The sequence below is a fragment of the Desulfovibrio sp. SGI.169 genome, from assembly GCF_050313595.1.
Taxonomy (GTDB): Bacteria; Desulfobacterota; Desulfovibrionia; order Desulfovibrionales; family Desulfovibrionaceae; genus Desulfovibrio.
The window spans coordinates 33,683-46,579 of sequence record NZ_JBNPLS010000006.1 but is presented as its reverse complement, the minus strand read 5'-3'; the positions used below and the strand labels follow the sequence as shown (position 1 = coordinate 46,579).

11 protein-coding genes are annotated in these 12,897 nt (G+C 51.7%); 3 read left to right on the top strand and 8 right to left on the bottom strand.

The features are described 5' to 3' along the window. Window positions 1-453: 453 nt before the first annotated feature. Complete coding sequence (locus ACQRA4_RS04770; RefSeq protein ID WP_427821949.1) at window positions 454-1,281, bottom strand: HEAT repeat domain-containing protein; 828 nt, start codon at window positions 1,279-1,281, stop codon at window positions 454-456. A gap of 783 nt (window positions 1,282-2,064) precedes the next feature. Continuing rightward, window positions 2,065-2,220 (bottom strand): hypothetical protein, encoded by a 156-nt coding sequence (locus ACQRA4_RS04765; protein WP_427821948.1) that lies wholly within the window; start codon window positions 2,218-2,220, stop codon window positions 2,065-2,067. Window positions 2,221-2,673: 453 nt separating this feature from the next. Between ACQRA4_RS04765 and ACQRA4_RS04760 the strand changes: the two genes are divergently transcribed. Further along, window positions 2,674-4,266 (top strand): hypothetical protein, encoded by a 1,593-nt coding sequence (locus ACQRA4_RS04760; RefSeq protein ID WP_427821947.1) that lies wholly within the window; start codon window positions 2,674-2,676, stop codon window positions 4,264-4,266. 106 nt (window positions 4,267-4,372) lie between these two features. Here the strand turns inward: ACQRA4_RS04760 and ACQRA4_RS04755 are convergent, their stop codons facing one another. From ACQRA4_RS04755 to ACQRA4_RS04730, 6 genes are all read right to left on the bottom strand, one after another. Beyond that, the gene (locus ACQRA4_RS04755) at window positions 4,373-6,028 is read right to left on the bottom strand and encodes a hypothetical protein (protein ID WP_427821946.1); all 1,656 of its coding nucleotides are present in this window, start codon (window positions 6,026-6,028) and stop codon (window positions 4,373-4,375) included. Window positions 6,029-6,152: 124 nt separating this feature from the next. After that, window positions 6,153-6,758 carry a hypothetical protein gene (locus tag ACQRA4_RS04750; RefSeq protein ID WP_427821945.1) on the bottom strand — a complete coding sequence of 202 codons (606 nt, stop codon included), beginning with the start codon at window positions 6,756-6,758 and terminating at the stop codon, window positions 6,153-6,155. Between the two features lie 47 nt (window positions 6,759-6,805). Then, window positions 6,806-8,179, bottom strand: coding sequence for a hypothetical protein (locus ACQRA4_RS04745; protein ID WP_427821944.1), 1,374 nt, complete (start codon window positions 8,177-8,179; stop codon window positions 6,806-6,808). A 194-nt stretch (window positions 8,180-8,373) separates the two neighbouring features. Continuing rightward, window positions 8,374-9,705, bottom strand: a complete 1,332-nt coding sequence (locus ACQRA4_RS04740; protein WP_427821943.1) for a hypothetical protein — start codon at window positions 9,703-9,705, stop codon at window positions 8,374-8,376. Between the two features lie 210 nt (window positions 9,706-9,915). Beyond that, window positions 9,916-11,022 (bottom strand): nucleoside hydrolase, encoded by a 1,107-nt coding sequence (locus ACQRA4_RS04735; RefSeq protein ID WP_427821942.1) that lies wholly within the window; start codon window positions 11,020-11,022, stop codon window positions 9,916-9,918. A gap of 64 nt (window positions 11,023-11,086) precedes the next feature. Further along, window positions 11,087-11,311 carry a hypothetical protein gene (locus ACQRA4_RS04730; protein WP_427821941.1) on the bottom strand — a complete coding sequence of 75 codons (225 nt, stop codon included), beginning with the start codon at window positions 11,309-11,311 and terminating at the stop codon, window positions 11,087-11,089. Between the two features lie 64 nt (window positions 11,312-11,375). Here ACQRA4_RS04730 and ACQRA4_RS04725 point away from each other — a divergent pair, with 64 nt between their 5' ends. Then, window positions 11,376-12,071, top strand: a complete 696-nt coding sequence (locus ACQRA4_RS04725) for a DUF6935 domain-containing protein (protein ID WP_427821940.1) — start codon at window positions 11,376-11,378, stop codon at window positions 12,069-12,071. Between the two features lie 239 nt (window positions 12,072-12,310). Further along, a complete protein-coding gene (locus ACQRA4_RS04720; protein ID WP_427821939.1) occupies window positions 12,311-12,838 on the top strand; it encodes a hypothetical protein in 528 nt (175 codons plus the stop codon). The last annotated feature ends 59 nt before the right edge of the window (window positions 12,839-12,897 follow it).

The window sequence follows — 12,897 nt, the reverse complement described above, 5'->3', positions numbered from 1 at the left end:
TTCTAGCAGAGTTCCAAAGTTACCTCTTACACCACCATTAATAGCATAAATGATACAGACAGATAAAGTAATGTACATAAATAAACAATTATCCTGTGTTTTTTGCACAAAATAGCGCCCATATTGTATTTATTGACTATATAATATTATTAATAATAGCAATTCGACCAATCATCCAATATCATCCAATGACACCCGGTAATATCACAATTTTCTTAGGGTAATTGCCGGAGTATTTTTTGCAAGTTTATTTTTGCATAAATCATATCAATGTATTACATGTCAAATTTATTGACATGTACGTGACCGACAAAAATCGCCCAGTGACGTGGTTAGCGCGAAAAAGGCTGTTTTTGATGGATAATTGTAATTGTGGCGGAACCCAACCAGCCCCCCTACCAGCAGCGCATTGCTAGGGCCACTCTGCAGGCATGAGATTATTCTTCAGGATTTTCAGGGTCTATCCACACCGAAACTGCGGTTCACATATTTCAACGCGCGCTTTCGCGCTTTTTCGATGACGTCATGATCCCGGCGTTCAACGGCGACCTGACTCAGCCGAAGCTTCACGCCCCACAGCTCCTGAAAGCTCTCGATTGCCACGCCAACGACGAAATCGTCCTTTTCCTTTTCCAGACACAGTCGTAAAGACGGCAGAGCGCATTCCCTGATAGCCTCCGCCGGCGCGCCATGAAAAAAAAGCTGCATCAGCGCCGACGCGGACCATGCCCGGCACAAGACATCCTCATCTTTGAGCAAATGATCACATAGACAGGCCAGTTCCTCCTGAAATCTGCCCGGCGCATAGACCCAGCCCAAGGCAATAATGGCTTTCCGGCGCAATACTGGCTCAGAAAGCGCGGCGTACCTGAGCAGATACGGTGTCAACCTTTCACGCTCCGGCTCCTCCTCACAGAACTTTTCGCGGCAAAAACTCTGTGCAATCAAATAGGCAATATGAACGGACTCAAATTCTCCCCTTTCATCCAGAAGGGGAAAAAGAAAGTCCCGCCCTTCTTTTCTCCGAGCCGCAAAACTGTGCTCGAAATCATCAGGGTCCATCCCCTCCCTTTTCCATTCTTTCAGCACCACCTCATAGTGATACGCTATTTGCATGCTGTCTTTCAGATGCGCCTGAAACGTTAGAACAAGGCCAATATCATACCCGCTCAGCCGCACTGCCTCGTATTCCCGCTCCAGATCGTCGCGCGTCAGCGCGGCCCGTCTTTCCCGTTCTTCTTCAATTTCTTTGAGGATACTGTTTGTCGAGCGCCTGACCATCCACGAACTCCTCCATTAATTGCCGTAGCTTTTCATAAGCGCGGTGCGAGCGCGCGCATGCATAGCCTTTACCTTGGCGCTGTCCGGATAAGACCGCACCAATGACTGCACTCTTTCCAGCGCAACCTTCTGATAGCGATAACGTTTTTTTGTCCGCCCTTCTGTCGGGCAACTTCCTTTTCAAATTCCTTCAGGTAATGCTCGGCAAAGGAAATCTGGCGATCTGCCTCGTTGCTGGAGGCCGCATAGACTGGCATTGTAGCCACCCAAAATACCCCGACTGGAAGAGTACACATCAATCTTTTCATAAAAGGCTCCAAATCATATTAAACTTGCCTTCTACAAAATTATTATGTACTTATATCCAGTATCAAATATAATTTAATAACATCATTTATCTCCGTCATATATTGGCACAAGAATAGTTTGCGTTTTATCTAGCAACTCAAAAATAGTGACTTTAATCCCTGCATAATTATCTGCAAAATCAATATCCCTGATGAAGGCGTTTCCCGGTAAATCCATACTGGCAAGAATTTCGCCATTATAGGCGCATATATCTGAACCTGATGAATAGATGGCGGCGCTAATATCGCCAGCACGCCAAACGAGATTGGTGCCGTCAATCTCTTTTTCAAATTTTTTATTGCAGTATTGAAAATAAGCTATACGCCTGTCCTCTGTCCGACATGACCATCAACAACAATATATTTCCCAACTGTGGAACATGCCATGATTCTGTTGACCGCTGGTATATGCCCCCGGATGTCATATTCAGTTCCATCATATTGAAGCAGTATTCCCTGGCAGGAATATGGTTTCCCTGAACGCGGTCATTTTCGCTCTGTTGTCATCTCGTTGCGAATTTGCGCCAGCATTTCCGCACCAGCCGATAATCCCCAGAAAGAACAGGCTGACAATGAACAGCTCTTTTCTCATTCTTGACTCCTTATGCTGTATGATGCGAAGAAAATGCCTCTCTTTCACAGATGCCCCGCTGCCGGGAACCGGTCGACAATCCAGCCCGATACTGAACGCGGGCTTTCCGGCATTTGCCATATTCCAAAGGGAAGGCGTGCTCCCCGGAAGCCGCGATGCCGGGCCATCCGCAAACCGGCGGAACGCATTCCGCCACCGTATCGCCGCTTCACCAGGGGGGCGCGGAAGCCCCACTCCGGGAACCAAGTCTACCACAGATTGCAGAGATTCGCTTCATTCCGGGGATGAATTTTCCTTTTTTTTCCGATGCGCCTTAGGGAAATCATCATGGGAATGACGCCTTGTCCCGTTTTTTTCGCTATGAGCCGCGTAACTGGAGGTGACATATTTTTGCGGTGTCGAAATCCTCTCCCCAGGCGAAATCCAAGCAATGTTAAGAAACGGAGGCATATCATGAAAAAATTCTGGCTTGCCGCATGTTGCGCCTTAGCCATGGCCTTGTGCGCGGGCACGGCCCACGCCGCCAATTCCACCTATTGGACCTATTGGCAGGTTGTCCGCGATACCCCTGTATTTTCGAAACCTGACAAGGGGTCCAAAGTGCTGGATACCATCAAAAAGGGCTCGATTGTGCAGAAAACGCCAGAGGAAAATTCCGATCCGCAATGGCTCATCGTGTGGCAGCTTGAGACATATCCCGGAGAAGGCTTGATCTATGCTCATCTCGCTTACAGAACCCCCGGCGACCCGGTGTACATCAGCGCCGCGGACGTGATGGAGGTGGCGGATGAAATGGGAACAGCCCTGAAAAGAGACGAAGCTCCCGCAGCTGATACAGCCGGAGCAACATCGGAGCATGTACACCTTTTACCCATGCCGCAAGATGCTGATCTCGCCAGCAACGGGGCTGTAGACGAAGCCAAACTGAAAGCTGCCTTGACCAAATGGGCGCAAAACTGCAATGCTGTCCTTGGCAAATATGCAGAAATGGATTCAGCCAAAGCGGCAAAAGAAGTGATCACCTGGACTAACGATAAACCTTTTGCAGGCAGCGCCGAAGTGGAAGGAAGTGTAACGCCTCTCCTGGAACGCTGGCAAGAAAGCCAATATGGCGGATCCGAAAACAAATTGAGCGCCGATGACCAAAAAATCATGAATGTGCTGGCAAAGTATGGACTGATGCCGAAAAGTATCGAGGGCTACCCTTGTCTCATGGCAGATTTAGTTCTTTTGCGCAAAAAAATCAGTCTTGATATTCGTGCCTATACTGATTTTCTTCTGTTATTGGATACACAGCCGCAAATACTGTTCTCTGACGGCGGCTGTCGCCATTCAGTAAAAGAAATGGGAACATGGGCAATTGAGTGGGAAAAGTATCTGAAAACAGTAGCAAATGACAAATTTTATAGCAGTGAAGGCAAAAAACGCTACCTTGAGTTTGTAAACTATATTCTGCTCAGTGATTTACCTAATACGCCCGCTTTCCCTTCTCATAACAATGGCAAAATGACTGAAGACTGGATGGAGGCACTGCAAAACGTTGCTCAAGAAAACCAAGGCACGGCAACAGCGGCTCTGATCACAAAATTTATTGAAAAAGTCAGAGCCAACGGCAATAAGCTCTCCCCTGCAATTCAAAAGGCAATTTCAGAAAATCTGAACAAGCTCTTTGTTCCCAAAACAACAGCAGCAGAAAAAAAACTGCTTGGCAAACACATGTTTTCTTTGCAATGGATAGAAGGTCCTATGGGAACAGCAACAGTTTCCAGCAAAGACGGCATGCTGCGCATTGATGCAAAGCAGAAATACAAAGACGACTATGTGACACTGAATGGCGATGTAGAAGTTATTGACGACAAAACTTTTTTAGTCACAGGAGAACTAGTCACCCGAGTAAGCTATATCTATGGAGGAGAAATTTGTCCCCGCAATGGAACATTTACCTTCAAAGTAACGAAAAACCGCAAATACTGGCGTCTTCAGGAAATGGCGAACTGTCAATCTCATGTTGTTGACTATGTGGACGTGTATTTCAAGGGCTTATAGGCAGAAGCGGCGCAAGCGCCGCGAAACGGAGCGCATGGTCAGACTGAATCGGGGGCCGGGGGAAGCTCATCCCCCGGCCCCTCATAAGATTGCGCCGCGGAGCGTTTCAATGTTTCCTGAGAAACACGCCTTCCGCGGTCGCTCCGTTTCCCACACGGAACCGGCAGTCCCTGCCGTCGACATATCGGGAAACAAGAAAATCGCTGTACAACAGCAATTCTATGGCACAATCCTTATCTTCTTCAATGAGAATGCGATTGCCATTAAGTTTTGCCGCGGCGGTTTCATCGGACAGGGCATCTTCAGGAAAACAGGCTGTTCTGTAGAATGGCTCTCCGGTAAGCCCTATAATCCGATAACGAACCGTTCCGTCAGTATTAATCCGCAAATTAACCGTGCCGCTATCGCAGTTATCGCCACGGCTGTACGCATATATTCCAGAGGCTTTACCAGCTTCAAATTCCCATGTATAGGGCGCATGCGTTCTTTCAACAGCACTGACAGTAATAGAATACTTTTTACCCTCTTCATACTGATAATCGGCTTCATTTTTTACTATGATCTTCGGGCGACCGATCCATGTTCCCGACAGAACGCCATTGACAAGAACGCCTGTAATAGTGCCGGCAATATTCCCATTGGGCAGCATTTCAAACAGACGGTAGGAACCGTCCTTCTCTCTCCGGCCGAGAAGGCGGATGGGGGTCCGGGCTTTCGTTTTGGTATAGACGATTTCCCCGGAGACAAGCCCATCTTTGCTGTCAAACCAGACGGCAACAGGAATCCTGCCGTTGATGGACCCTTTGCCTTCATAATACCGAACCCTTGCGGCGGCGTTCTGTTCCGCCGCCTTTTCGACCTTTCCCGGCGCCAAGGCGGCATTGATGCGGGCGGCAAGGCGCGGCTTCAGGTCTTTGGGTTCTTTCCGGCCATTGGCGTCAACGCCGGCAATAAATTCCTCGACCAGACTTCCCGTCAGCGTACCGCGATGTGTTTTTACGATATCTCCCAGCATCTCCGTCTTCCACCAATCCCACCGGTCCATGACTCCATCCTGTCCGCGAGGGGGAAGATTCTGGAATAACATAAGGTTCATGATGGCCCGATAGCGTTTCAGGGCATCAGGCGCATACGGGCTTCCCGCATTGCCGCGCAGAAAATGCTCCAGTTGGACAGCCCAGTCAGCCATATGGCTCTGAGACCAAACCATATAGTAATCCTCACCGCCCAACTCCTCTTTGCAAAGCGGCTGGGAAACAAGCACATCCACAAAAGCCCTGCCTTCCGGGCTGAAGTGAACGCGCTTGTAAAAAAAGGCATAGTTCAAGCGCAGATATGCCACGCCTTCGTCACTGTCGGGAATAAAACCGAAATGACCGAGCATGGCCAAAACCTTTTGGTCGGCGGGATTCTTTCCCCTTGTCCTGACATTGAGCCAACGTTCCAGCACAGGCTCCACAAGCGTTTCTATTTCCGCCTTGACATTAGAGTTCCACAGCGCGGCCAGAGGCCTCTCATCCATGTCCAGCAAAGACTGTATGATTTGTTTTTCATCGCTATTGCCAATGGCGGACAGTTCGGTATTGCATTCCCTGATCCAGCGCTGAACCGTGTTCAGCATGGCGGCTTCATCCACAGCCCCGTCGCAGGCGACATCGGAAGGGGCAGCCGGTTGCAGATGAACAACGGGAACGGCCTGAGCAACAGCCGCCCAGCCAAGAACCATCAAAACAGCAACAATGATCTTCCAGAATGAAGGCATGCTCCCTCCCTTGCCACAGCTTCGCGCCGCTGTCGCGTCATCCGGCGGGAAAGCGTGAAACTATCTTCCCCGCGCCAGTGGAAAAATTTTTCGGCGGTGGCGTTTGCCTCTCTCCCGCACACGCTCACAGCCCTTCAGGAAAAGGTATATCTTTTCCATACAGGCGTATGGAACGAGGCACAGCGTCAACCCGCGCAAAATCAAACGGAACCTTAACCGCGGCCTGAGCCGGAATGGTTATCACTCTCTGCGCGTTCTCTCCGGCGGCGGGCTCGTAAACAAAGCCTTCCGCATCCTGCAGCAGCACATTCTGCTTCTGGGTAAGACCGGTCAGGCGCACGGGAAAATCACGCTGATTCCTGAACGCCAGAAAAATGCGCCAGCTTTTCTCCGCCTGCTTTTCCGCGGACAGGACGCTGACGTTGACAGCGCTGGCCAGTTCCTCCGCATTCCGAATCAGCGTCACGCCGTCCGCCCCGTCCAGTTGGGCCTGGGCATCCTTCGCTCCTTCCCGCAAGCCGGAAGAAAGCCCGCCCATGATGGCGCCCATGACGCCCACCATGCCGCCGAAAGCTTCCTGCAGGCCGCCCTTGAGTTCCTGCAAGGACAGTTCTCCCTCCCCCTGATCGGTTCCTGCTTTCGCCTCTTCCGCCTCCGGGGAGGCCTGGGCGCACAACGGCGCCTGCATGGCCCAAAGCAGCAGGGCACAACATGCTATCGTTTTTTTCATCAGCGCTCCTTCCTTCAGCCGCAACGATCCGACCGTTCTGTCTGCCGTCACAGGGAACCCGATCCCTTTTTCCACCGTGCCTTCGGCTCAAGCAATCCATCCAGATACTGGAAGAGAGCTTTCGTGCGTTTGCCATATTCCGAAGGCCAGGCATTATTTCCGGAAGCCTCTATGACCATGCCGTCCGCATAGCCAATGCGCAGCCCGAACCCTGCGCCATCCAGCACATCTCTGGCGCTTCTGTTGAATCCATTCCAGGCCGACAGATTCAGCTCCCGAATAAACGCCGCCAGGTCCTCGAGGGTGGATTTGTCCAGAATGGCCTCTTCCGGTTCCCCGTGCACGCCTCGCTGGCGGCGCAGAACCATGCGCGGCCCCCCGGCATCCCGTCGGCGGTATATTTCGTAGCGGATAAAAGAATCCATTGACATGCCGCCTGTGGAAAAAGAAAATTCCCGTATGGGGCCCAGATTTTCGGCATCGTGCGTTCCAGCGGCATCGCCCCCAAGGGCATCGTCCAGCAATTTGCGCAACGCGGCGTCCACCTCGGCAAAGTGCGGCGGCGTCCCTCCCGATCTATCCGTATTGCCGCTGGCGTTAATCTCCTGCAGCGTATCAAATTCCAACTGCATATTGAAAGCTGATGCCACACGCGAATCAAAATTCGCTCCTTTGAAGCCATGCCACTTGTCCAGTTCATAGTTTTCTATCAACGCATCAAGGCGGGAGAGGATGTCCACATTGACGTATTCCGATTCGGACATGCATTCGCCTTGCGCTCTCCACAGACTACGCTGCAGCCTGATCTTGCCTTCATCGGCGGAAAGTCCATACCATATAGCGTTTTCTCCCGACATTGCACTGTATCCCATCTGCTTGATATGGCGCGGAGTCACGGCCCGGGCCCGCTCGGCCTGCGCGACAAAAAAATGCGTCAGGGCGGCTTCGGCCTGCAAGCGTTTGGAAGCGCGGCCGTCATCCATGCCGGCCAATTTGAGTCTTTCGGGGGCATTCCCCGACTCGTCTTCCCTGAAAACGATTGTCATCATCCAGACACAGTTTTTTTCGCCATGCTCACGGCGCAAATCAAAGGCATCCTTGGATGCGTTTTCAGGGAGGGCGCCTTCCCAGCCGCGCAAATCCAGACCGGCCACCAGCGTCGAAAGCTCCCGTAAGACGGATTCATCGACAGGGCCGCCAAACTTGACGCCGCGTGCGGGGCCAAACACGTTCAGCCTGCCGCTACTCAGTTCAACGGAGAACGACTGATATTCCCCCGGGCGGGCGGCCTTGTCCCCATATTCCACCCAGTATTGAAAATAGCGTATGGCGGGCGCGGCGGGAGCGGCCTCGCCTTCCGCGGCCAATGCCAGGGAAGGAGTGAGCAACGTCAGCAACGCTGATAGTATCAACCTCATCATTCACAACTCCAATTCGCGCTAATCCCGCCTCAGTGTGTACACGCCCTGACTCCACTTTCCACAAGTCTCCCGGAACATACGCTTTCCGGGGAGGCATAGGCGCACAACGGCGTCTGCATGGCCCAAACAGCAGGCGCAAAACGCTATTGTTTTTTTCATCAGCTCTCCTTCCTTCAGCCGCAGCAATCCGCCCCTCATCGCGGCTCCACGCTGCCGGGCTGGTCAAGCAGCCCGTCCAGATACAGGAAAAGGGCTTCCGTGCGTTTGCCATATTCCGGCGGAAAGGCATTCGATCCGGAAGCCTCTATGACCGTGCCGTCCGCATAGCCAATGCGCAGACCGAAGCTCCCGCCGTCAAGCACGAATCTGGCCTTGCCCCGAAATCCGTTCCAGGCCGACAGATTCAGTTCCCGGATACACGCTTCCAGGCCATCCAGGGAAGATTTGTCCAGAATGGCCTCTTTCGGTTCCCCACCTATGCCGCGCTTGCGGCGCAGAACCATGCGCGGCCCTGCGGCATCCCGCCGACGATATATTTCATAGCTGAACATCGAATCCGCTGACATTTCGCCTGTGGAAAAGGAAAATTCCCGCAGATTGCCCAGATTTTCGGTATTGGGCGTTCCAGCGGCATCGCCCCCAAGGGCATCGTCCAGCAATTTGCGCAACGCGGCGTCCACCTCGGCGAAATGCGGCGGCGTCCCTCCCGTCCGGTCTGTATTGCCTCTGGCGTTGATCTCCTGCAGCGTATCAAATTTCAGCCGCGCATCGAAGGCGGATGCCACACGCGAATCAAAATTCGCTCCTTTGAAGCCATGCCACTTGTCCAGTTCATAGTTTTGTATCAACGCATCAAGACGGGAGAGGACGCCCACATTGACGTATTCCGATATCCGTTCGCCCTGTCGCGTGCGATTCAGGATGACCCTGCCGTCTTGGGCATAAAGGCCATACCGGACCCCGTTTTTTCCCGACCCTGCGCGGTATTCCACATTCTCAATCAGGCGCGGAGTTGCAGCCCGAGCCAATTCGCCTTGCGCGGCAAAAAAACGCGTCAGTGCGGCTTCGGCCCGCAGCCGTTTGGGGCTGCGACCGTCATCCATGCCGGACAATCTGATGCGTGCCGGGGTATTTCCCCGGGGATCGTCCATAAAAACAAGTCTCAACGCCCAGACGCACTTTGTTCCGTCATTCTCACGAAGCAGGTCAAAGACATCCTTGGACGAGTTTTCAGGGAGAACGCCTTTCCAGTCCCGCAAATCCAGCCCTGCTACCAGTAACGAAAGCTCTTCGTGTACGGATTTGTCGACAGGGCCGCAGAAGTTGACGCCGGGGGCAGGGACAAAAACACTCATGCTGCTGCGCGTCAGCTCAAAGGAGAGTTCCCTGTATTCAGCAGGGCGGGCGGCCTTGTCTCCATATTTCACCCAGTACTGAAAATAGCTTATGGCGGGCGCGGCGGAAGGGGCCTCGCCTGCCGCCGCCAATGCCTGGGAAGGAATGAACAGGGACAACAACGCGGACACTATCAAGCTCATCATTCACAACTCCAATTCGTGTAAGTTCCGCCTCCGCGCGTAACGCCCCGCGAGCCTTTGAGCATATTGATGAGACGGGAAGGATCGGGCGTCATCAGATTTTCCCTTGAGCCTGGATGGCCCGCCGCTCAGGCGGGCCATCCCCCAGTTGTCATATGCCCCCGCCGGCACGGCGAAAAATTTTGCGCCGTGCCGCCCCTACTTCTGCGGAACTGTCCAGTACTGCCTGTCATTGACCATATTCCAGAAGCGTTCCGAATCGACGCTCATGACAATTCTCGCCTTCTGGCAACCTTCGGGCGCGGTTTTGGGGTAGGCCAGGGACTGTCCGTAGGAAAGCCCGTACTGGGTATTCACATCAATGGCGCAGGCGCGCTCTGCCGTGATAATGTCGGGCTCAATGATGGCCGCGGCAACCAGAACGTCCCAGACAAAATGCGTGAATGCGGCGTTCTTTTCAAAACTCTGCCCGACAAAGGTGCCGCGCAGCATGGAGGACAGGCTGTTGTCGCCGATGCTGCGCAGCAGCCGGTCGTAATGCGCCTTGCGAAAGACCACTTTCTCGCAGACGTCAAGACCAAAAACGATCTGCTCCCTGATGGGAGCCCGCACCATGATTTGGGCCGCTTCGGGGTCAATCCACCAGTTGAACTCGGCGGAGGGGGTCACATTGCCCTGCTGAAAGAAAGAACCGCCCATGTAGATCACACGTTTGATGAGCGGTATGATGTCCGGAGCCATGCGTATGGCGGCGGCCAGATTGCTGCACGGGCCAATGGCGGCGATGGTGACTTCGTTGGGATTGGCCCTGACCGTATCAATAATGAAATTGACCGCGTGCTGCGCGGCGGGCCTGAGCGCGGGTTCGTCCTTGTACAGCTTGCGGTAGGCCGCCTCCCATGAAGCGGGTTCGGGAAGATTGAGCGAACCGAGCCACGCGTCATGTCCCATGCCGAACTGCCGGCGCTCCAGGGCGAACAGCGTATGCCGATTCGGACGAATGGGGTAGCGCATTCCCTCATAAACCGGGATATGCTTCAGGCCGGCCAGCTCCATCTGGCGGAGGGAACAGGCAACGCCTTCCTGCATCCAGCTGTTGCCGGTGACGCAGGTTACCCCCAGCAAATCAACCTTGGGCGACTTCGCCAGCATAAGCAGAGCGACGCCGTCATCAAACATTTCCACCATATCGGTATCAAGAATGACTTTTTCTTTCCGCTCGGCAGCGCCAGCGCCCGCCGAAAACAGAAAAATCATGCCCGCCAGACACCCGGCCATCAGTCGTTTCATCCAGTGCGCAGCCATAGACCTCCCTCCTTGAATCAGAAAAGTGCCGCGTTGCACCATGGCTTTTCCGGCCATGATGAATTCATCCCCCGCCATAGAGCGACATGCCCGACAGAAATGCCGCGACTCGTCCGAGCGCGCATGCCCGGCCATTCTTTCGCCTTCCCGTCACGCCATGGCTGACGGCATGCACTGACATTTGTAGCTGAAGCGGCCTGTCGCTGGCATCATCTTCGGGATGATTTTCAAACAATTCATTACCGGAATGATGCTGTGGAAGACGCGTCTGTGCTAGAAAAACACCCATATACGACGCTCCATCCCCTTCATCCACACCGGAAAATCAAACTTGTCATGGGAGGAACAACCGCATGAAAAGACGTCTCTTCACCTGCACCGCCCTGCTTTCCCTGTTGCCGGTTGCCGCGTGTGTGCCATCAAATACACGCTATCCTTCGGGTTCATCACAACTCTATGATCTTGGGCGGACGCTTTTGAGTGAAGCGGCAACATCCGCATCATCCACGGCAAGACTTTCTCAGAACTTTCCCACAGGGCTTCCGCAAACCTTTTCCGAGTTCAAATCGCGCTGCAAGTCCGCCGCCACAAGCCCGGAAGGGGCTGTCAAAATGTATTTTGACGCGGTTTTCTGCTATCTTGAGCCGCAACGCCGGGCGGAAGCTTCAAAAATGCTGCGCTATATCATGCATTCCGATGTCAACCTGGAAAACAACCGGCGCTACGTCACCTTTATAGGGCGCATGAAGGATCCCTCATTTCACTATATTTTCAGAAGCTTTGCCGCCGGCACAAGCCCAGAAAACGGATACAGTATGTCGCCGCAGAACTATCAGCTGGCCTTCACCAAGCGATCTCAAGAAATGGACTATATGCGGATATTTTTGATTTCGTCAGGCTCGGACAGGCAGCGCGTAGTCTGGGTCAAGCAGTATGAGGACGGCCTCTGGTACGTCATCAATAACGCGGATACCTATCTGGATGTGCGCGCGCCACGCGACGCGCGCGCGGAACACAGCCATGATGCGGATTATGACAACGCATATTAGGCATGCAGTCATGCCCCCCGCAAAACAGGGGAGCATGACTGCAAAAAAATGAAAATTTCGAACAATTTTTAATTGAGACCTTCTTTTAAAAATGAGAAAATTAACATGAAAAAAATTAATTATTTTGTTATAAATTTGTTTTTGCTGTCCATATTTTGTTTTCTACCACAAATTGCCTGTGCTGTACCCAATTATGATATACATTATTACGATAATATCAGTTTAACTGGTTATATCAAATGCGAACTGAAAAATATAATAATAGATCAGAATTTTATCGTTTATCTCTTACAGACAACACACAGCAGGTAGAGCTTGTGGATATTATTGCTGATAGCGATAAGAACAAAGAGAACTATGAAAAAATATTAAAAATCTGCCCCGCCGGTTCCCGCTGTACCATTACAGGCAATCTGGAAACCAGAGAACGGCAATCTTTTATAAAATTTGTTAATATTAAAAATATCGTTAAAGAAACAAAACAAATCACCAATTCAAATAGCAGGGCTGTTTCTACCCCTGATACTGGCATAAAACTTTATAAAAATGTTGAGATGACAGGCTATATTAAATGCAAAATAGAACACTTTGGAACACAATCTGACTATTATTTATTATCTATCAATGATAGTTCTGATACAATAACATTTGTTCATAGCATTCAAAACGAATATGAAGGAAATGAATATATTTATAAAAGGATATTAAGCATATGCCCTGAAGGCTCAAGATGCACAATAACTGGCGATTTAAAAGTTGATCTTTGAAATTACAGACAATTTATCAAAATCAAAAAAATTGTGAAAGATTAAATTTATATAGCCCC